Here is a 23,487-nt window from a genome sequence, read left to right as displayed (position 1 = left end):
CGGATGCGTATCCGACTGGGCGCCGTGCGGGCGGCAGGGGCAGCTCTGCAGTGCCGTGCCGTGGGGCACGCGCTGCTGATCCATCCCAAGGGCGAACCCGATCCGCAGGCCGCCGCGTTCGCCGCGGGGCTGGCGCCGGACCCCCAGCACACCGTGGCCGTGGTGGATCTGCCGTTCGGTGCGCTGGAGGACTCGGCGGACGCGGTGGCACGCCTGCTGGCCCATCGGGGTCACAGTCTGCGCCTGGTCTTCGGTCGCGCCACGCCGCAGGAGTCGCAGCGCGCCGCCCAGCGGATCGCGGACCGGCTGGACCGGCTGGTGCTGGCCCCGGACGGCGAAGTGCTGCCGACCGACGGCGGCGGCCTGTTCATCCCCAGCGAGCACGGCGCGGGCTGGCTGCGCTTCCGCCCGGGTCGCGCGGCGGAGCGCGACTCACGGCGTTTCCCCAAGCCCCGCTGGGAGTTCTCCGCCTTCGACCGCCCCTGGGCGACCAGCGGCCACGGCCTCGTCGAACCCGTACCCAGCGGGGTGTGGGTACGCAGCCCGCACCTCCCCGACTCCCCGGAGAGCGGGCAGCGGCTGGTGGACCGGCTGCCGAGTCATCCCGAGATCCTCACCGTGGTCCTCGGCAGCCCCGGCGGACCCCCTGTCACGCTGTCGGACGTGGCCCGGCTGTGGGACACCGTCCTGCCGTCCGTGCGCTCCTGGGTGCGTTTTCTGCACCTCGGGCCGGTCGCGCTGCCCGAGGGTGCCGATGCGCTGGGCCAGGAACTCGCCGACACCCTCGGCCAGCAGGTGGTGCTGTACACGGGCGTTCCCGTCAAGGCGCGCGTCGGCCTCGACTCCCCCGAGGTGGCCTCGTTGCGGCCGGACGGCACGCTCGGCCACCGGCCGTTCGTGAGCGAGTTGATGTACTTCCCGCGCACGGGCGACATCCCTGCCCCGCCCGCCCTCTTCGGTCTGCGCCGGCCCCTCGTCGAGGTGCCGGAGATCTCCGCGGGCGTCTATGAGTACGCCCACGACGCGGTGCTGGAGGTCGTGCAGAGCGGACTGTGGATGCGCCCGCCCGTCGAACCCGCGGGCAGTGACGCGGTGCGGCGGATACCGGCGGCGCCCGGTTATGCGGCCATTCTCTACGACCGCAGCACCCCGGGCGCGGAAGAACGCATGCGCGCGCTCGCCGAGGACATGCTGTGGAAGCTCGACCCCGACCGTCGTGAGGGCTTCACGGTCGTCCCCGCCGACGAACCGGGCGTGGCGGCCGGTGTGCCGGACGACGCCTATCTGTGGTCGCCGCAGGACCCCGCGGCCTACGGACCGCAGACGGTCGCGGCACCCCTCACCCGGCAGCGCCGCCCGGCCGATGTCGCGCCCTGGGCCCCGGCGGCCGTGGCCCGGTCGCAGGACGGAGGGGAGCGCGCCGCTGTGCCGACCGGCGTCCCCGGGCCGACGTCCGCACTGAACCAGCTCGATCCGGACGAGTCACCGGCCGTTCGCGTCGACACGAGCAACAACGCGGCCTCGGCGCTCGCGCCTGCCTCGACGCCCCAGGCCGCCCGTACCGAATCCGACGTACCGTCAGCCGCGCTGCCCCGCAGGGAGTCCGACGCCGGTCGGTCCGCGGCCGAGAACGCCGGGGCCGCGGGGGAGGCCCCCCACGTCGCGACGGTGAGCTCGGAGGACGGGAGCATCGCACCCGTCCGGCGTCCGGACGCCCCGCACGACGGACCGGGCATCCCGCACGGCGGACCGAACGCCGCGCCCGAGCCGCAGCCCACGGGCGAACAGCTGCCGGTACCGCCGACCGCGCCGGACGCCGCGCGGGGTCCGGTACCGACCACGCGTGTGCCTGCGCCTGTGCCCGCGCCGAACGGTCCTGTCACGCCGGGCCGCCCCAAGCTGCCCGACCTGCCCACGGTGTCCGAGCCGACGCCCACAGGTGAGCCGCGCGTCTCGGTCGAGCCGCCGTGGACCGACCCGCGCCCCGCCGACGCGCACGATCGTGCCGACACGGACACCTCCGGCGAGCGGCGGACGCCCGACTTCCCGCCGGAGCCGCCCGCTCCCGCCCCGGAGCCCGGTCCCGAGTCCGGTCCGGCTTCCGTCCCCGCGAACACCCCGGACTCCGCGCCGGACGCCGAGCAGGGCTCCCCCCAGGCACCGGACGCACGCGACACGCAGGCCCGACAGGCTCCGCCGTCGGCCCCGGAGGGGGCAGCGGTCGCCCCGCCGCAGGCCCCGGAGGCGCCGCAGACGCAACCGCATACCCAGGCGCCCTCGGCCCCTCGGGCCTCGGAGGCGTCCGCGCCCGCCGCAGCCGAGCCGGCGACCAGGGCCGTCCCGTCCCCGGCACAGATGGTCCGGCTGGAGTCCGACTCCCCGGCCGCCGCTCCCGCGAAGCCCACCGGTCCCGGTCCCGCGCCGGTGCCCGACGGCTCCGACGGTCCGGTCACGCCGTCCGTCGCACCGGCCGGTTCCGACGCCCCCGGGAGCGCCGCGACCCCCGCTGCCCCGGCGGCAGCAGCAGGGGTACGGGTCCAGCCGGTACCCAAGGGCTCGGCCTGCGCGGTGCTGCCGGAACGCGGCACGAGCAAGGAACGTGACTGGGTGCGGCGCACCTTCAGCACGCAGTACAACGCGGCCGCGGGCACGGTCTCGCGGGTGATGTCGGAGTCCCCCGGGCTGCGCGGCGGCAGCCGCGGCGAGGCGGGGGACGCCCTCACCGATCTGGTGGCCGTACGGCTCTACCTGTCCGGAGAGAGCCGGCAGGTCGACGAAGCGGTGCGGTCCGCGCAGGTCGGCCCGCACATCCCCCTGGCCCGCTGTGTGGCGGCCGGGCTGCGCAGGCTGCCGTCCTACCGCGGCGCCGCGATGCTGCGGGCGCCCGCCACGGCCATGGAGCGCGAGTGGTACCGGGAGGGCCGGCTGACGACCGAGTGGGCGTTCTGCACCGCGTACGCCGCGCCGCACCCCGGTCCCGAGAACGGCACGGACTTCCTCATCTGGTCGATGACGGCCCGCCGTACCAGCCTGATCGACCCCTCCGAACCGAACCGGGTGGTGTTCCTGCCGGGCACCACGTTCAAGGTGCTGCGTCCCTCGGACGGCGAAGGGCCGGTCCTCATGCGGGAGTTGTCGCCGTCGGAGATCGCCTCCGACGGCAAGGTGGACGTCCAGCGCGTCCCGCTGGACGAGATCGCCATGGACGGGCTGGAACGCGCGGCGGGCGCGCTGCGTGCGAACGACTCCGCATCGGCCGCAGGCGGCGATCAGGGCGGTACCCGGCCGGAGGAGCGCTTCGGAACGCCCCCGGGCCTGATCAGTGGGGCCCGGCGGCAGCGTCCGCGCGGCAATGGCGGCGACATGAGTGCATCTGACAAGGGAGCGAAGCTGTGACCCGGCCCGTGCTACTGGTGTCCCCGGACCGTCCTGGGGCCTACCGCGCCATCGCCGAAGCCCTGGCGGACGCCACCGACGGCGCGCTCATCACCGTCGCCCCCGGCCGGTACGACGAGGCGCTCTACATCACCCGCGTGGTGACGCTGGCCGCCGAGGGCACGGGCGGCACGGTGGAGATCGCCTCGGCCTCGGGCAGCACCGTGGTGCTGGAAGCGGAAGCCGTGCAGCTCACCGGTCTGAAGCTGTCCGGCACCGACCGGGAGGCCCCGGTCCTCGACGTGCGGCGCGGCCAGGCCGCGCTCGACGGGTGCCGGATCTCCGGCGAGGCGTGGGCGGCCGTGCTGGCCTGGCAGGACGGCGTGGTCGCCCTGCGCGACTGCCACATCACCAACACCCAGGGCGCCGGCATCGTGGTCACCTCCGGCGGAGGCACCGCCGTGGAGCGCACGCGCATCCAGGAGGTCGGCTCGTCGGCGGTCGTGGTGGCGGAGCACGGCCGTCTCACGCTGCGTGAGTGCCAGTTGGACCGGGCCCGCGGCAACGGCGTCTGTGTGAACGGACAGGCCACGGCGGTGGTGGAGTCCACCCGGATCTCCGGCAGCGGCAAGCCCGCGCTGGCCGTGGAGCAGAACGCCCGTGCCGATCTGACCGAGGTCGAGTTCACCGGCAGCGCCGCACTGGACGCGTATCTGACGAGTACGGCCGAAGTGGTGCTCACGCGCTGCTCGTTCTCCGGTTCGGGGGGCCAGGCGGTGCACGTCGGCGGCGGCAGTGCACCGGTGCTGCGCGCCTGTCTGATCTCCGGCGCCGGGCGCGAAGGCGTCCATGTGGCACCCGGCGGCCGTCCCCGGCTGGAGGGCTGCCGGATCAGCGGCACGCCGACCGGTCTGCTGGTGGAGGCCGACGGGCGCGCCGAATGCGCCGACCTGACCGTCGAGGGCGCCGGGACGGTTGCCGTGCACGCGCAGGGCGGTGAAGTGGTGCTGGAGCGCCTGAAGACCGAGGGCGGCAGCGGTCCCGCGCTGCGGGCCGCCGGCCCCAAGGCCCGGCTGACCGTACGGGACGCCGACCTGGCCGTCGGCGGACCGGTCGCCGTAGAACTGGAGGAGAGCGCTTCCGCGACGCTGTCGGCGGTACGGCTTCGCTCCGGCGGCGGCACGGGGCTCGCCCTCGCCTCGGGCGCGCGCGCCGAGGTGGACGGCTCGGCGTTCTCCGGCTGCACCACGGTCGTCGGCGCCGAGTCCGAACTGATCGCCCGGGACAGCGAGTTCACCGGCTCCGACAGCGACGGCATCCGCGTCACCGGGGGCGGCGCGGCCACGGCGGTGGGCTGCCGCATCAACGGGGCGCGTGGCCATGGCGTCCATGTCCAGGCGTCCTCACGGGCCGAGTTGACCAACTGTGCCGTCTTCGACAACGGCGGCGACGGTGTGCGCTGCAACACCGACGAACCGGTACGGATGCACGACTGCGAGGTGCGCGACAACGGCGGCGTGCCGGTGCACCAGCTCAAGTCCGGGCGGGTGTCGGTGCAGCGGGTGGACACCGGCGGCGCCCCGTCCGGCCGTACGGTCACCAGCGCGGACGCCGTCGGCGGTGCGAGCGGCCCGGAGGGCGGTCCGCAGCCGCAGGGGCCCCGTCACACCGGAACGGGCCCGCTGGCGGAACTGGAGGCGCTGGTCGGCCTGGAGAGCGTCAAGCGCGAGGTCACCGGCCTGATCAACCTCAACAAGATGACGCAGCGCCGCCAGGAGATGGGCCTGCCGATGCCGCCCATGAGCCGGCATCTGGTCTTCGCGGGGCCGCCCGGCACCGGCAAGACGACCGTGGCGCGTCTCTACGGTGCGGTCCTCGCGGAGCTGGGCATCCTCAGCCAGGGCCACATCGTGGAGGTGGCCCGTGCCGACCTGGTGGCGCAGATCATCGGCGGTACCGCCATCAAGACGACCGAGGTCTTCAACAAGGCGCTCGGCGGAGTGCTGTTCATCGACGAGGCGTACACGCTGACCAACCAGTCCCGTGGCACCGGCCCGGACTTCGGCCAGGAGGCCGTCGAGACGCTGATGAAGCTGATGGAGGACCACCGCGACGAGGTCGTCGTGATCGTCGCCGGGTACTCCGCCCAGATGGACCAGTTCCTCGCCTCGAACCCCGGTATGGCCTCCCGGTTCGCGCGCACCGTGGAGTTCCCCAACTACAGCCCCGAGGAACTGGTCACCATCGTCCGGGGGCTGTGCGCCAAGCACTACTACGAACTGTCGGAATCGGCGCTGGACGCGCTCGACTGCTACTTCGAGGACGTGCCGAAGAGCGACACCTTCGGCAACGGGCGTGTCGCCCGGCAGGTCTTCGAGGAGATGATCAGCAAGCAGGCGTCCCGCCTCGCCGCCGAACCGCCCGAGGACGACAGCGAGTTGTCCAGGCTGACCGGCGCCGATGTGATCACGGTGCCCGCCGACCAGGCCGACGCGAAGGGCGGCGCGGGAGCCTCGTCCCCACGTACCGGGGACGCCGCCGCCCCGGCCCGGCAGCCGGGCCCCGCCGGCCCGTCCGGGCCGTCCGTGGGACTGCGGAAGCTGGCCGCGATGACCGGTCTGGACACAGCCCGGGCCGCGCTGCGCACCCGGCTGGAGGCGCTCGTCGAGGCGCAGACGCAGCCGGGCCGGCCGATCTCGGCCCAGGCCAATGTGGTGCTGGAGGGCCCGCTGGGCAGCGGACGACGGGCGCTGGCCCGGGTCTACGGGCGATGCCTCACGGAGGCCGGGCTGCTGACCACGGGCACCGTCCACGAGGTGCGGCTGTCGGCTCTCCCGGTGCGCTGGCCGGAGCAGCCCGCCTATCGGCTGGCGACGGCGCTGGAGGAGGCGGAGGGCGGACTGCTGGTGCTGAACCTCGACGACGCCTTCGGCCGCCGCCCACAGGCCGAGCGCGCGGCGGTGCTCGACGGCCTGTCCCGGCTGGCCGCCACCCCGGGCGGCACGGTGCTGGCGCTGTGCGGCTCGCCGGCAGAGCTGCGGGAGCTGATACGCGAACGCGGCGAGATCGTCTACGAGTACGCCGAGTACCTCCGGCTGGATCCCTACACCGCCGACCAGGCCATCGCATTGACGAGGCGTCAGTTGCACGGGTACGGGTTCAAGCTGTCCGACGAGGCGGCCAAGGTGCTGGCCGCCTCCTTCGAGGCCTCGCCGCCGCGCGGGGGCGCCTGGGAGGCTCACCGCCTGGCGGAGCGGCTCGCGGCGTCCGCCCGCACCCGTACCGTCTCCGTCTCCGACCTCCCCCAGCCTCCGGCCGCGCCCGACGCGGCGCCCGGCCAGGCGCCCGCCGCCCCGGCGCCGCATGCCTCCGCCCCGGAAGCGGCGAAACCGGCACCGGAGCAGGCGGAACCACCGCATCAGCAATCGGAGTCTCTGGTGCGGACATGAGAAACGTCCGCCACCGCTGTGACACACGGTTCTTACGTGTGATCCGGCGGCCGGCGAGTGAACCCCCACAATCCGGCGCGGGTATGCCCGAGTCGGTGCGCGAGTACATCGCGGGCGGGCGTCCGGACGTACGGCGCGACGGCGCCCGGTGACCCCGGGCGCCACACCCCGGCACGACCACACGACCTTGGGAGGAACACATGGCTGACGGCGAGTTCTACGTCGACACCGACGGGCTGCGCCGGCAGCTGCCGTATGTGCAGCAGCTGGCGGCGCGGTTCCGTGACATCGGCAAGAGCCTGGAAGGCAGGCTCGGCGAGCTGGGCGAGTGCTGGGGCGACGACGCCATCGGACGGCAGTTCTACGAGCAGTACGCCACGCCCAGGAAGCAGATCATCGACAGCACCGAGCTGATGGGCCAACTGGTCGACAGCATGCACGACGGCATCCGGACGATGGCCGTCAACTTCGAACGCATGGAGGACCAGAACATCGAGGCGACCAAGCGACTGGGCACCTCCGAGGTCCACCCTGCCGAGCCCAGGGTGAAGAACACCAAGTCATGAGCATCAACCTGCCCCCGGAACTCGACTGGGTCGCCAAGCTGGCCGTCGGCCAGGACTGGCCCAAGGGCGACGAGGACAAGCTGCGCAGCCTCGGTGAGGCGTGGGAGGACGCTGCCCGGCAGCTGACCGCCATGAGTCGCGAGATCGACCCCATGACCAGTGGTGTGCTGCACAGCATCGGCGGAAAGGTCGGCGACGAGTTCTCCAGCTTCACGCGGCAGCTGAAGTCCAATCTCCCCGACATGGCCGAGGCGGCCGGTCAGCTGGGCCAGCTGGGCAAGAACACCGGGCTGCAGGTTGAGTATGCGAAGTACATGATCCTGGCGCAGCTGATCTGGCTGGCGGTCGAGATCGCCGAACTCGCCTTCTGGGCGCCCGAGATGATCCCGGCCCTGGTCACCGGTGTGCGGGCGATCGTCAAGATGCTGCTGAGGCGGCTGCTGATCTCGACCGCCACCGGTGTCGGGTTCATGGTCGGCATGGACGCGGTGATCCAGGGGATCCAGTTCCTCAAGGGCGACCGCACCAAGTGGGACACCGCCGCCACCCTGCAGGCCGTGGAGGGCGGCGCGATCGGCGGTGCGATCGGCGGCGTCTTCTCCGGTGCCGGCTCGGCGTTCGCACCGAAGTTCGCGGCCTCGCTGATCGGCAAGGGCCTCATCGGCGGCGCCTCCAGCATCGTCACCACCGAGGTGATGGAACAGATCTTCGGCGGCGAGAACGACATGGACGCCGCCGTGACCTCGGGCATCATCGGCGCGATGGGCGGCGGCGGAGGCCGTCGAAGGTTCGGCGGCGGCGAGCACAACGAGATCCACACCCTCGACATCCATCTGCCGTCCACGCCCGACATCCACCTCCCGAAGATCCCCTTCGAGGGCGGCTCCGGGTTCCCGGGGGCGGAGAACTTCGACACCGGCGGCCTGGGCAAGGGCGACGGTCTCGGCACGACCGGCCTCGACCAGGGCCTGAGTGCCGACGGCCCCCACAGTCCGGGCACGGGCGGTACGCGAGGAGCCGACACCGGTGGCACGGGCATCGTCGACACGGGTACGGGCGGTACGGGTACGGGCGGTACGCGTACCGGAGGAGCCCGCGGGGACACCAGGGCCGGTTCGGGCCGGGGCAGGTCCGGGAGCAACGGCTCGCCGCGCGGGACCACCGTCACGACCGACAGCACGACCGACACCACCGGCGGCAACCGCGGCGGGACGACCGAACGCCGGACCACTCGGCCGACGACCGAGTCGAAGGGCCCCGGCACGACGGACGGCGCCACGCGCGGGACGCGCGACACCACCCCGCGCATCCCCGCCACCGAGTCCGAGGGTCCCGTCACCGGCGGCAGCGGGGAGATCATCTCGACGCCGCACACCCCCACCGAGTCCGCGCCCGCACCGCACACGTCCTCGGGCGTCCCGAAGCAGACAGGGCACTCCGGCGGGCTGCCCGGCTTCGAGACCACGCTCAACGGCCACGGCGGTGCCGACCACACCGTCACGGCGCCCGGCGAGGGGGCTCCCGCACCCGTCCACGGCGGCCGGCCCGTCACCGTGACGCCCGTACCGCACGAGAACACGCCCGCACAAAACGCGAACACGCTCACGCAGCACCCGAGCGCGCCCGCCCAGCACCCGGGCACGACCGCGGAGGGAACCGGCCCCGCTGACACCTTCCGCGCCACGCCGCCCACCACCTCCCGCGACCCGTCCTCCACCGCGACGAACCAGCCGCAGATCCCGCACACCTCCGAGCCGAACCGCCCGCAGGAGCCGGGCGCCGGCCGGCACGAGCTCCTGGCCCCGGGCAACGCGACACACCGCACGCCGACGCCCGACCCCGTGACCGAAGGACACCAGGGCCCGGCGGTCGTGACGGATCGTCAGCAGACTCCGGCCCCCGTGGTCGACCAGTCGCAGTCTCCGGCCCCCGTGGTCAACCAGTCGCAGACTCCGACCACCGGCACCAACCAGCCGCAGGCCCCGCAGACCGGGACGAACCGTCCGTCCACCGAGTCCGGGGGTGCCCCGCGCCCGACTGTGAGCGTGGAGTCGCCGTCCGCCCCCCGTCCCGGGACGGAGTCCGCACCGCCGCGTCCGTCGCCCGCCACCAGCGACGGCACCAGCCACTCCCTCGCCACGAACCACGGCACGCGCGAGGGCCAGGACGAGGTCGCGCCCCGGGCGCCCCGTCCGCGCCCGGACACCGAGAACGGGACGACCACCCCGCAGTACCAGCCGTCGACGCCTCCGGTGCGGCAGTCCACCGGCGAGGGACACCCGCCCGCGCTGCCGGACGTCCCGCAGCACGAGCCCGGTACGCCGCCGCACCCGCAGGACCACCAGGACAGCACCCCCGGCGACCACTCCCCAAATACCACGGACGAGCAGCTGCGTCGGCTCGACACCCTTGTCGTACCCACGCACGACCCGGACCCGCTGCACCAGGCCCCGTCCCCGCCGACGACCCGGCCAGTCTCGCCCGACGCCGGGATCAGGCGGCGCACCGCCGATCTCGACCGCGCCGCACGCGCCGCCGGGATGCCCAAGGACGACCGCGACGCGTACAACCGCGCCGTCCAGGAAGCCGCCGCGTCCGGTGACTGGGATCGCGCCGGACAGCACCTCGCCGACTTCCGCGCCCATGTCGAGACGCGCACCACCAACCAGCGCTACGAGGCGTTCCACGCGCACGCGCAGGGCGGCTCCTACCGTCTGACCAACCTCACCGGCCCCAAGGAGGAGTGGCAGAGCAAGGTCGACTCGGTCGAGGAGGCACCGCGCTCCGACGACCCGGACCTGCTCGACAGCAGGCTCAACGAGTACTCCGCGGAGCAGGGCTACCGGCCGATCGTGCCGGACGACATGTACAGCCTGGTCCAAGGCGGCCGCTCGGTGAACGAGATGGTTGAATCCCTGATGCCCAACGGCGCTCTGGACACCGGCCGGCCGCATCTGTCCGGCGACCAGGGCCCCTCGGACCAGGTCGCGCCGAAGCTCCCCGGCCCCTCCGCCGATGACACCGGCGCGCACGACGGCACCCAGCACCTGCCTCCGCTGGTGTCCGACGACCAGGGCCACGGACAGCACCAGCAGCATGACGACCCGGCGGACGACCCCGCCTGGCAGCACTCGCGTGACCAGGAGCCCGCGGTCCCACTGCAGCACACCTGGGTGGACCCGGTCTCCGACCCCACACGGCAGCACGAACCGCCGAGCACACCGCACGAGGACCGGGCCACCTCGCACGAGGACCACGTGACGCCGCACGACGACCAGGCGCCGTCCCATGCGCCGAAGCCGGGCGAGGTCGACGCGCACACGGCGCGTCAGACCTACGGCATGCCGGAGAAGAACTTCAAGGGCTTCCGCGAGATCGCGCGGGACAAGGGCCTGGTCATCGACGTCCGTCCGACCAACCCCACCGCACCCAAATGGCTCGACGCCGGAGCCATGGCCAAACCGCAGGCCATCAAGGCCAAGACCATCAACGACGCCGACGTCCACCTCGGCGCCGACCCCAAGAACATCGGACTCGTCGGCTACTTCAAGCCCAAGACACCCGACCAGGCCACCGTCCCCCACGGCGACTGGGACAAGGTCGTCTCCCGCTACAACCAGCGCTCCACCGAGTACCGCGAACTCGCAGCCAAGATGAGGGCGTACGAGGCGGACAACAAGTTCGCCGTCAAGGACGGCGTGGTGTACGGCATCGACGAGGGCGGTACCCAGCGCCCCATCACCGGCGACCACGACCTGTTCGACATCTCCACCCCGGGCGGCACGCGGATTCCGCATCCCCAGCACGACGCGCTGATCAAGGAGATGCAGGCCAAGGACATCGCCGTCATGCACGGCGCCCATATGTTCTGGAACCCGCCCTCCGCCTTCAGCAAGTCCGTCTTCGACAAGATCGTCGGCTCCCACGAGGGCCCCGACGGCGAACCACTGCTGCGCTTCAGCCCCGAGAACGAGCACGCCGAACTCACCTGGACCGAACCGCTCAAGACCGGTCAGGTCAACTCGTACACCGCGCGCCAGGACTACGGGATCCCGGAGAAGAACTTCAAGGGCTTCCGCGAGATCGCGCGGGACAAGGGCCTGGTCATCGACGTCCGTCCGACCAACCCCACCGCACCCAAATGGCTCGACGCCGGAGCCATGGCCAAACCGCAGGCCATCAAGGCCAAGACCATCAACGACGCCGACGTCCACCTCGGCGCCGACCCCAAGAACATCGGACTCGTCGGCTACTTCAAGCCCAAGACACCCGACCAGGCCACCGTCCCCCACGGCGACTGGGACAAGGTCGTCTCCCGCTACAACCAGCGCTCCACCGAGTACCGCGAACTCGCAGCCAAGATGAGGGCGTACGAGGCGGACAACAAGTTCGCCGTCAAGGACGGCGTGGTGTACGGCATCGACGAGGGCGGTACCCAGCGCCCCATCACCGGCGACCACGACCTGTTCGACATCTCCACCCCGGGCGGCACGCGGATTCCGCATCCCCAGCACGACGCGCTGATCAAGGAGATGCAGGCCAAGGACATCGCCGTCATGCACGGCGCCCATATGTTCTGGAACCCGCCCTCCGCCTTCAGCAAGTCCGTCTTCGACAAGATCGTCGGCTCCCACGAGGGCCCCGACGGCGAACCACTGCTGCGCTTCAGCCCCGGGAACGAGCACGCCGAACTCACCTGGATCCGGCGTCCGGAGGAGTCGCATCAGGACGAGACCCCGTCGGACGGCGGCACGGACAAGCAGTCCGGCGGCGGGCGGGACCAGCAGGACCCCAAGGATCACGAGGACCACCAGGACCGGGGGGACGAGCGCAGGGACGGGGACCAGGGTCACCAGGACCACGGGGACCATGAGTCGTCCGACCGACGCCAGGAGGCGAAGGAGGGCGACGAGTCCACGCGCCGGGACACGTCGAACGAACCGGCTGAGCGCACCGAAACCGGGCAAGAGCCCCGGGAGAAGCCGCAGCAGCCCCTCGAACAGGAGCCGTCCAAGGCGCACGCCCTGGACGAGACCGAGGACCCCGCCGAGGAAGCCCCCAAGTCCGAGCCGGAGAAGAACCACACCCCGGCCGAGGACCACACGTCGGCCAAGGACCACACCTCCGGCGAGGAACACACGTCCGCCAAAGACCACACACCCACGAAGGACCACACACCCGCCGAGGATCACACCCCCGCCAAGGGCGACAGCACCCCCGGCGACGAGCAGCAGGAGAAGCCGCCCGCGCCCCCACAGAAGGATCCCGCCCCGGTCCTCGCCGGACGGCACACGGAGTCCCTCGCCGGCAAGAAGATCACCGAGGCCCCGGGTCCGGACGGCGTGCGCACGCGTATCGAGACGCTGCTCGGCGGCCACGGCAAGGACACCTCTGTCGTGCGGCGCCTGGACGCCGCCTTCGATCCCGCCAACTTCCGCAAGCAGCACGGGGTGATGGTCAACGGCGGCTGGCGCTTCACCGTGCACGTGGACGGCAGGCCCTACGAGGTCGAGGTGAGGGCCGCCGCCTCCCCCTGGCGTCTCGATGCCACGACCGATGCCGCCAAGGACAACGACGGTGACGGCTTCGGCGTACCGTCGGAGTCGACGCGCGAATCCGACCCGCGCAAGACGGAGATGACCTCCTCCGAGGCGGGACTGGAGTTCGGGCCGACCATCGTCCGTCCGGTCAACAGCGAGCTGTCGGTCCTCGTCACCCCCTCCGGAAAACTGGGCGGCGCCACCCACGGCCGTGAGACCACGGTCAAGTCGTCGTCCCAGACGGCGAACCAGATCGCCTTCACCGGCAAGACCGACAGCTACACCTCCGACTTCACCTACCAGGTGAAGGTCACAGACCATCAGGGCACCCAGCTCGGTGCCAAGGGCCCCCACGCCCCCCTCACCGGCACGGTTCGCGCCAACGTGCCCCGGCCGGAGGGCCTGGCCGACGGCCGGCCGCGCGCCTGGCAGGGCTGGGACCCCGCCCGCACGGACCGGCCGGACACCCCCGCCGCACCGGCCTCCCGGGCGCCCGGGCCCGCCTCCGGCCACCCGGTGTCGATCACCGGACTCGACACGGCACGGAACGCGGTCTACGAGGCGCTGCCGCGTGAGGCGCGCCCGGACGGCACCGCGCACCGGGACATCGAGGACTTCTTCGAGCCGTCCAACGTCATCAACGAGTTCGAGCACGCCTCGGGTTGGGGTCTGCTGTCGAAGCCGCTGACGCTCAGCGACGGCAGCAAGGCCCATCTGCATCTGACGGTGGAGCCGGACGGCTCCCAGGCCCTGCACACCGTGGACGACAAGGCCACTCTGGGGTCCAAGTCGTCCGACGAGCACGGCCAGAACCGTACGGAGAACAGCTCCTGGTCGCTGGGGCCCAGCGCCGACGCCAGCGGCCAGGTATGGAAGGCGAAGGACAGCTCCGAGTCGACCTGGCTGACCGGCACCGCCGGCTACACGGGTTCCAGCAACCTCACCCACGGCGCCAAGGGCAAGAACGCCATCGGCACCGAGTCCAGCCATGAGCACTCCGGCAAGGCCGACCTGGTCGCGACCCATGTGCGCCTCCATGTCCAGCTGATACGGCACCAGTTGCAGCCCGAGCTCGACGGCCTGCACGGCACCAGCACCACGAACATCGGGGACCACACCCCGCCACCCTCCGAGCAGCGTCCGACGGGCGCCGCCGACCACCTCGCCATCACCATCGACCCGCAGAACGGCGAGGTGCTGCGCGCCGTCCCGCACGACGGGACCGCGCCCGCCACGACCGGCGACCATCCACCGCTCGACGCCGGCCGGCTCACCGGCCCGGTCACGGCCCAGCGCATGACGTTCCTGGACTTCCCCGGTTCGTCGGAGCTGGAGGCCCACATCGTGCGCGAGATGGGGAAGAGCTCGCCCGGTGTGCTGCCGCCGCCCGAGGCGATCCACCCCAGCACCACCACGGCACACGACGGTACGGGCGCCGCGAACCGTCTCCGGATGACCCCCGAGGCCTGGGAGAACCTGCGTTCGCTGCGCCGGCAGCTCGCCCCCTCACGGCTGCGCGACGCCGCTCCGAAGCTGCTCGACGGCACCTACCGGATCACACTGAAGGGCTCTCATCTGCCGCTGGTCGACGGCAGGACCCACGAGATCCTGATCAAGGCCGAGCCGTCCAAGGGCGATTACGTGCGCTCGGGCAAGTTGACGACGAAGGACGTGACCACCCGGACGACCGGGGCCGACAAATCCGTCACGCGCAGCGCCAAGCACGTCGTCAACCCGGCGGGCAACGTACGCAGTTCACTGGACCACCCGGACGTGACCCGCGGCTTCGGCATCGGCAGCCTCGACGTGACCGCCCACAACCCCTCGCACGGGCTGACCATCGGTACCGAGACCGAGGTCAAGCGGCAGTTCTCTCTGGAGGCGGACACCGACGTCTACGCCCACCCGGTCACGTACCACGTCATGGTCGGCGTCGAGGACCCGAAACAGCCCACCACACATCTGTCCACCGACGCGCCCTCGCCGCAGATGCAGCACATCCAGCAGGTGAAGCCGGACGGCCGCCTCACGGTCGAGGTCGCGCGGAAACCGGAGACCACCGACACCACGCCGCCGGCCATCCCCAAGCTGGATGTGCTGCCGCAGCGCCACGCGATCCGCCACGTCACCGGCTCCGACGACTTCCGAGACCAGGCGAAGCGGTCGCTGACCAGCGCCTTCGAGAAGAAGAGTGAGGCGTCGAGCCCTGACCTGAAGGAGGCGCTGGACGGGATGACCGATGAGGACCATCTGCGGTCCCTGGTCGCCGCGTCGCACGGCGGGTGGGCCAACAGCGGTGACGAGCAGGTCGGTTCGGGCCGCAACCGTGACACCGTCGGGCTGTCGACGCGGACGCGTCTGAGCAACTTCCGGTTCCACGAGACGCTGCCCGGCGAAGGCAAGCTGGAGATCGAGACCAAGTCCAGCGGGTCCACCGCCGTGGCGGACAAGACCTCCCGGGCCTTCAACGCCGGACTCGGCTTCGACGCCGGACGTTTCCCATCCAAGAACTGCCCCGACGCGTCCCTTCAGGTGCGCGGCGGTTTCAAGGGCAACGGCGGCGCCGACTACAACAGCAGCGAAAACGTCAAGCAGAAGATGACCACGTCGCGGAAGGCGGAGTACAAGGGCACCTGGCACGTCTACGAGGCGGACGCGGACATCACCGTCCAGGGCCGCATCACCGACGCGAAGGGCAACGTCACCCTCGGATACCCGGGCACCAGCATGCACCGGGTGGTGGTGCTGCTGTCCGACGACGACGTCCGCAAGCTCGGCGCCGACGGGACCAGCAACACCACCGCCCCGGCCCCCTCCGGCACACGTCAGGCGCCGCTGCTGACCTCCGGGCTGCTGGGCGGCGCCACCGCCGACATCCCGAGGTCCGACGAGATCCTGGGCGAGATCGATCGGCAGATCCGCAAGCTGGACACGCCCGCCGACGTGCCGGAGACGGCGCTGCCGTTCGCCGGGACGTTCTCGCCGGAGAACCTGTCGGCCAACTACGAGGACCTGGTCGGCCGGGGCATCCTCGACTACCACGTCCACGAGTCCCGCACCCAGCGTGTGATCACCGAGGTGCTGGTGCGGGGCATCCCGCGGGACAAGTGGACCGACGACGGCGACCACTCCACCGGGGACACCACCCGCAAGGTCAGCATCGCGCAGACCGTCAAGGGCGGCGCGGGGCACAACTGGTCGCAGGGCGCCGACGGCAACTTCCGTCTGTCCTACGCCCCGGTGGTCAAGCCCAAGCCGGGCCAGGACCCGGCCGAGGTCAGGGCCGAGGAGAAGAAGTCCGGCCTGGGCAGCATCGCTTGGGCCCCGTCCGGCGGCGGCGAGGGCAGCCGGACCAAGAGTGCCGACAGCGGTGTCACCACCACGGTGGTGCACAAGACGTCGGAGTTCGGCGACACGGCGAAGTTCTCCAACCGTATGCGCTTCGAGGTCACCGTCACCCAGCGCACCGAGTACGGACGCTTCGTCAACCTCGCCAAACCCCGGCCCGTCGACCCGTCCTGGCCGGTCCACGTATATGTACCCAAGTCGCTCACCGAAACCGCCGAACAGGCCGCCGCACGCCAGCAGCAGGCGTCCCAGCAGCCGCCGCAGCCGCACCAGGTCCACGACGGCGGCAACACCATCGAGATGCAGCCCGTCACTGGTTCCCAGGCCGACCGGGACCGCTGGCAGGCGTCGCTGGACTCCGCCCACGACCTCGTGGGCTTCGACAACCCCGACGCGTTGCTCGACCACGCGCAGACGGTGCTCACCGCGCCCCGCCCCTGGTCCGACAGCACACTGGGCAAGGCGGGCTCGGCCATCTCCTGGGGACTGGGCTCGGCCGCCTCGACGGTCGGCCGCTGGGTCGGAGCCATGACCCCTTACGCCGCACACAAGCTGGTCAGCTCCTTCATCTCCGACCCCCGGCTGGGCGGGACCGACAACCCGCTGGTCAGGGAGCAACGCCTGCCGCTGGAGCAGCAGGTGTCGCTGCGCCAGGCGCTCTCTTCGGCAACCCTGCCCACGGTCTTCCACCACCTCATGGATCCCGGGAACGGCTACCGCACGGTCCCGCTCGGCGTCGACGGCAAGACCGGCCTGGAAGTCCATCTGCACCCCACCGGGGAGGCACAGGAGATCTCCACGCGGGACAGCGGCAACGACGAGATCACCGTCTCCACCGAGCACGAGTCGTCCGCGACCGCGAGCAACGGCCTCAACGCGAACCTGACGCCCCTGGCCATTCCTGTGATCACCAAGAACCCGGCCGTCGTCGTCCCCCTCCCGAACAGCGCCTTGAAGGTGGACCGCGACCAGACGTTCGAGAGCAGCTCGCCGGTGACCCGCAAGCCCGGCGTCCCGACCCGCACCCTCACACCGCCCGCCCTGCCGCACGGCAAGGAGGCCGCCGAGCCCGGCAAGGCCACCCTGAAGGGCCCGCAGGTACTGATGCGGCAGCCCGTGCGCCTGACCACACAGAAGTACGACGAGAACGGCACGTACGGGAACACCGCGCAGACGGACGGCCACGTCTACTACTGGACGGCCAAGAAGACCGAGGAAACCACCACACCGTCCACGGCCACCGACCACACCCCGACGACACCCGACCCGGCGAAGTCCGCGGACGACACCACACAGCAGGTGAAGGACGCGGAGGACACCAAGCAGCAGGTCAAGGCCCCCGAGAACGACAAGCAGCAGGCCAAGGCTCCGGAAGACACCAAGCAGCAGGCCAAGGCTCCGCACGACGTCGAATCACCGGCGAAGACCCCGGAGGACATCAAACAACCGGAAAAGACGCACAAGGCGGTCAAGCCCTCCGAGGAGACGTCGGAAACCGTCAAGCCTCTGGTGAAGGCTCCGGAAGCCCCCGCTCCGGTCGCCACGCACGACGCGACCACATCGACATCCACATCCACATCCACATCCACATCCACATCCACGACCACGCACCACGTCACCGCCGACGTCCAGCAGACGAAGCACGATGCGGCGGAGACCACGGTCGTCCAACAGCCGACGCCCCGCGTCCAAGTGCCGGGCGACGGCCGGTGTCTGCTGTACTCCGTGGTCGCGAGCACCCCGCCCGCGCACTGGCCCGCCGCCCTGCACGAGGGCTCCCCGGGGAACGCCCACACCCAGCACGAAGCGGTCCTGCGGCAGATCCGCATCCAGCAAGGCCCCGTCCGCTCCGACAGCGCCCTGGGCCGCGCCGCGGAGGCCCTCCGCCAGATGGTGCTGCGCAACGTACGGACGACGCGGCCGGAGGACCTTCCGTTCGACGTCACCGAGTTGTACCGCCGCAGCCAGGAGAACCAGCTCCGGCAGCACGTGCAGACCGAGAACTTCGACGCGCTCCACACGCGGCTGGACGCCAACGGCGTCGACCACGTCATGACGCCGGACTGGCTCCGCCCGGAGGCTCTGCGCAGTCTCTACGTGGACGCGCGGACCCAGGAGCTGATGGGCGCACCACACCACCTCTCCGCGCAGGAAGCGGCCGAGCGCGCCGCCAACGAGGTGCCGGAGACGACGGACCACCAGGGCAACTGGACCCTGGGGAACACCGCCCTGGCACCGCGCGCCCAGTTCGCCTACGTCACCGGGCGGCTCGGTCCCCTGACCCTGGACTACATCGACAGCCATGACCGCCTGGTCGGCGCCGTCGTCGACTCGGCGCTGCACCGGCCGTTGACACAGGCGGAGCACCGCGCACTCGTCAGGGCCCTGGAGAACTGGGTGCCGGGCAACGACGCCTGGAACACCAACGAGGGCGAGATGTTCCCCGCCCTGGTCGCCCACACCCTCGGCGTCCAGCTGCGTACGTTCCAGTCGACCGGCGGCGGCACGGCGCATCTGCGGACGGTCGGACCGGAGGACACCGGCCGTTCGACCGACGTGTACTACGACGGGCGCAACCACTACGACGCCAGCCAGGCGCCGCCGCAGCACCCGCCCACCGTGACCGAGGAGGTCGCCCCCAAGGCGCCGAGGGCACCCCAGTCCGCTCCGGCCACGAGCGCCGCACACGGCCCGGCCACCGACAACACGCCGCCCCGCCAGACACACGACGACAGCCGGCAGGCTCAAGGCGACAACCGGCACACCCACGACGACAACCCGCGGACGCACGAAAACCGCCATACCCCCGCCACCGTCGCCCCCCGTCGCGCCCTCAACCACGCACCCCGCTTCGTGGTGCGGTCCGCCTTCGACGCGCGCACCTTCCGCGTCGGCGACACCACCGTCACCGACCTGACCGTGCGCGTCGCCTTCCGGAGCGGCTCGGGGCACGACACCGAGACCCCGTGGCAGCGGCTGCAACAGGGCGCCGAGGAGTACTACAACCGCCCGGAGCGCCGCCTCCCCGACGGCAGTGTGCTGCACGTGACGGTGGAACGCGTGGCCGAGGACGCCGATCCCCACCTTGTCGTCGACGTCGCCGACCGCGATCGCCCCATGGACCAGCGCACCTGGTGGCCGGACGCGGATCCCGTCGCGTACGCCCATGAGCTGGGCCACCAGCTCGGTCTTCGTGACGAGTACCGCAAGGACGACGAGGGACCCGGCCGCGCGCAGGTGCCGGGCAGCCTGCTGGGCGACTTCCACCAGCCGGCGCCGTACGGTCTCGCCCAGGGCGGGTTGCGCGGCCGTCACCTCCAGCTGTTCGGTGCCCTCGTCGGGGACGTACCGGAGTCCGCCACGGACCACGGTGTGGGGCACCCCGAGGCCCAGGAGCCGCGGAGGACGTCGGGCTCCCCCGACGGGGTTTCCGGGCCGGAGGTCCGCCGGGACGCGGACCACCCCCCGCTGTCGCAGGATCCCCGCTGGCACGACGCCCGCTCGGCCGCCCCGCCCGTGACCCGGCGCCATGCCTGGGTCGACCCGGTGACCGACCCGAACCGCGGCGCGACCCCGCAGAACGACACCGCGGTCCACGACCCGCACATGCCAGGGAACGAGCACGACGCTCCCCAGACGTACCGGGACGAGGAACAGGACTGGTCACGGGTCCTGGAGGAGTACTCGGAGGAACGGGCGCGCGAGTACGAGTGGCTGGACCGCCTCTACGGCGACTCACTCGACCAGGAGGCGTACGCGAGCGCCCGCGGCGCCCTGCTCACGCTGCGGGCGATGGATCTGCCCCGTGCGACGCCGGACACCGCCAACCGCCCGCACCTGGAGGCGCTGGCCCGGCAGGTGCTCCATCTCGACTCCGCGCCGACCGAGGACGACTACCGGTACCTGCTCTCCCTCACCGCGCAGACCGGACCCGAGTCGGTCACGGACGCCTCCGCGCTCGCCGCGCACTTCCTGGTGACAGGGCGCGGCGCGCTGGACGACCACACCGCGCTCTTCGACGGGTCGGGACACGCGACCGGGCGCTACTGGACGGGTTCGAGGGTGGACCTGCCCGATCTGACGAAGTACACGGTGACCGGCCCGGACGGGCAGCCGACGGAGCATCCGGCACCCTGGCACGACCCGTATGTGGTCACCGCACAGGGGACCCCGGACCATATCGTCCTGATGGCGGGTGGCCGCGCAATCCACGTGACCGACCCGGAGGAGTTCGCCGCCCTCGTCGCCCGTGACCCGCTGCGCGGCGAGGGCCAGGACATCCTGCTGGTCGTGTCCCAGGGGCAGGACCACGGGCTCGCTCAGCTCATCGCGAGCCGGGCCGGGACGGCGGTGTGGTCGACCGACTCCCATGTGCGCACCCCGATCGACTGGCAGACCGGAACCGAACACCTCGACCTGCACGGGGGCAGCGGCACCTGGGCGCGGCACCTGGGCGCCGAGCGCGGCCTGCTGGACCTGTTCGACGGCCTCGGTCTCGGCCACGACTCCGCCACGACGGACCATGACGTCGTGGCACCGGACCGCAGCGCCGTAGCGGCGGACCACAGCCCCGTCGCACCGGCCCACGATCCCGGCGGCTCCGGCTACGCGAGCTACCTGCACCCGCCGCGGGACGCCGACGAGTCGGCGCTGTCCCCGGTGGACCTGGTGGACCGCCTGCGGGCCCGCCCGCTGACGACCACCGACTACCAGGTGATCGCAACCACCCCCGATACTGTGCTGTTCGAAGAACCGAGCGGCATCTACCACGCGGCTCTCGACTACCGTCGGACAAGCTCCGACAACGTCCCGCTGTTGAGGGTGCCCGCGGAGGTCATGAGGCAGACACTGGTCGACGAGCACCCGCCGTTGCATGTCTCGGGGGACCTGTCGCTGGCCCACCGCCAGTACGGCTACGGTCAGCAGGTCTTCGCCACCGCCAAGGCCGTCGAGGCGGCCAACCGCCAGTTGTCGCTCGCGGGCAGCCTGGTGAGGCTGAAGGCGGACGGCCTCACACTGCACGTCGCCGACGGCAAGGGCGGCCACCGCGAACTGGTGCGTGTCACCCCGCAGTTCCTCACCCGCTCCGGCAAGTCGGAGGAGGAGGTCTGCCGTGACTTCGCCCAGATGGTGTCGGGCGGCGTGCCCGCGTCGCACGTCGTCTTCCGGGATCCTGACGGCACCGGTGCGGTCAAGGCCCCGATCAACGCTCTGGGACGCACCGAGGTCACCGGCATCCACTACCTCGCGGAGGCGCTCAGCCAGGTGGCCGACGGCCGGGAACCGACCGGGCCCGTGGATCCGTCGTGGGCCGCGCGCCAGGTGCTGCGGGACGACCGGCTCATCGCCGAGAGCGACGGCCCCGCACCGGGCAAGTCCTACGGCAGCGCGCTGAGCTACGACCCGCTGGACAACCCGCGGCGCGACGTGCTCTCCGATGCGGCGCGCTGGATCGGCATCAACGAGCACGCCTGGGCGGAGGTCGGCGAGACCTACCTCGTGCACTCGATCAACGCGCTGGACGAGAACGGCTTCCCGAGCCTGGCGCACAACTACGCCAAGCCGAGCGCGCCGGACAAACGCTACTTCGGCTACCACTTCGCCGCCGTCGTGCTCTCCAGCGAGGACGGCAAGCACCAGATCACGCTGGAAAACTTGGCCCGGCGCGCCCGGATCGCCTACGCCATGCGATCGGTCGTGGCGGAGAACCTCACCAGTACCTCGCCGAACGGCTTCCGGAGGCTGCACGCCGCCATCAGCGACGAGCTGGACCGTCAGCGGGCGGGCGGTGCCGACGGGGCCACGCTCAAGAAACTGGGCCGCCATCTGGACCTGGTCGACGCGCTCACCAAGGCCGCGGACGCGCGACGGACGGTCGGTACGACGACTCCGGGGAGCCCGCAGGAAGCGACCGCGATGGCGGAGTACGAGCGCACGGTCAAGGTCGCCGCGGCGCGCATGAAGCAGGCGGCGGACCTTCCCAAGGGCAGCGATCTGTGGCACTTCCGGATGTACTCCCAGCGCCCCGGCGAGACCATGCACGAGGTGAGCGCGGACCTACTCAGCTCCGCTCCCTCGAAGAAGGCCAACCCGCTGACGTCCGTGATCGTGCACGGTCACCGGCTCCCGCACGTGGACATCGGGTTCGACCAGGGCTCCCAGCAGATCAGCAAGGTCGAGGCCCGCAAGCTGACCTATGTGGCCGAGCATGCGGTGCGCGCCGGGCTGTGGAACCACCACAACGGGCTGCCGTTGCCCCGGATCACCGTGACCGGGCGCAGCAACAACCGCCGTCCCACGCTGGCCTGGGTCTTCCCCGACGGCGCCCAGGGCAGGGCCGACGCCGTCCACCGGGAACTCCGGGACCGGCTGGACCGCCACCTCATCAACTACCAGCACGGTTCGGCGCAGCCGCATCTGACCGCGGCCGACTTCCCGGTCACGGTCACCACCGAGCGCACCCCTCCGTCCGGCGACCCCGAGCACGGGCGCCGGACGACGGTGACAGTGCACGATCCCCGGCAGGGCGACGCCCCCACGGCCCCGCCGACCCGCTCCCGCAGGGGGTTGGCCGACACGGACGTGCTGCCCCGGGCACCCCGGTCCCCGCAGGAGCAGCAGCACACGGCACAGCCACAACCGCAGGCCGCAGCCCATGAGGCCGCGCCCCATGGGGCCGCACCACATGAGAGCGTGCCACATGAGAGCGTGTCGCAACCGTCCTACCGCAGCGAGCGGTTGACCATCGCAGGGTTCGAGTTCGAGGACGGGTCGGCCGAGCTGACGGGGCCGCAGCGGGAGACGGTGCACCGGCTGGCCGCCGAGGTGGCGTGGGCCTCCCTGGCGAACGTCAGGGCGGGCTTCCCGCCGCCCCGCGTCGAGGTGGTCGGGCACGCCAACGGGATGCGGGGCGGGCTCCCGCACTTCGGCGAGGCGCTACGGCGCGGACAGGCGCGCGCGGACGGCGTGGCCGGCCTGTTCCGCTCGGCGCTGGCAGTCCATCTCGCCCGTCTGCAGGCCGACGCGGAGACCGTGATGGACCCCGAGGACATCGAGATCACGACGCGGTCCGCCGGCAATGTGCCGGCCGGCGACAGCGCGTCGGACGTGGATCCGACTACCGCACGACATCGCGCGCTCATCCTGATCGACCTGCCCCGGCCCCAAGCCGCCCAGGAGTGACGAGTCGCACCGCGATCTCCCGCCGTC

At 71.8% G+C, this 23,487-nt stretch carries 4 protein-coding genes; all 4 read left to right on the top strand.

What is annotated here, in order from left to right; translation table 11 throughout:
- The first annotated feature begins 3 nt into the window (after nt 1-3).
- The gene (locus AB0L95_RS16590) at nt 4-3,396 is read left to right on the top strand and encodes a hypothetical protein (RefSeq protein WP_365162373.1); all 3,393 of its coding nucleotides are present in this window, start codon (nt 4-6) and stop codon (nt 3,394-3,396) included.
- The gene (locus AB0L95_RS16585) at nt 3,393-6,824 is read left to right on the top strand and encodes a right-handed parallel beta-helix repeat-containing protein (protein ID WP_365162371.1); all 3,432 of its coding nucleotides are present in this window, start codon (nt 3,393-3,395) and stop codon (nt 6,822-6,824) included. Before AB0L95_RS16590 ends, AB0L95_RS16585 begins: the two co-directional genes overlap by 4 nt.
- 200 nt (nt 6,825-7,024) lie before the next feature.
- Entirely contained in the window at nt 7,025-7,390 is a 366-nt protein-coding gene (locus tag AB0L95_RS16580) for a hypothetical protein (RefSeq protein ID WP_365162369.1), read from the top strand.
- Nucleotides 7,387-23,460, top strand: coding sequence for a hypothetical protein (locus tag AB0L95_RS16575; protein ID WP_365162367.1), 16,074 nt, complete (start codon nt 7,387-7,389; stop codon nt 23,458-23,460). Before AB0L95_RS16580 ends, AB0L95_RS16575 begins: the two co-directional genes overlap by 4 nt.
- Nucleotides 23,461-23,487: the final 27 nt, after the last annotated feature.

Origin of the sequence: Streptomyces sp. NPDC052036 (assembly GCF_040680495.1) — a bacterium.
Lineage (GTDB): Bacteria > Actinomycetota > Actinomycetes > Streptomycetales > Streptomycetaceae > Streptomyces.
The sequence above is the reverse complement of the archived record's forward strand: the minus strand, read 5'-3'. Positions and strand labels throughout refer to the sequence as shown.

What these genes read in the sequence shown, in the direction of transcription:
- AB0L95_RS16590 (WP_365162373.1), top strand. Translation starts at nt 4, where the DNA reads ATGCGTATCCGACTGGGCGCCGTGCGGGCGGCAGGGGCAGCTCTGCAG.
- AB0L95_RS16580 (WP_365162369.1), top strand. Translation starts at nt 7,025, where the DNA reads ATGGCTGACGGCGAGTTCTACGTCGACACCGACGGGCTGCGCCGGCAG.
- AB0L95_RS16575 (WP_365162367.1), top strand. Translation starts at nt 7,387, where the DNA reads ATGAGCATCAACCTGCCCCCGGAACTCGACTGGGTCGCCAAGCTGGCC.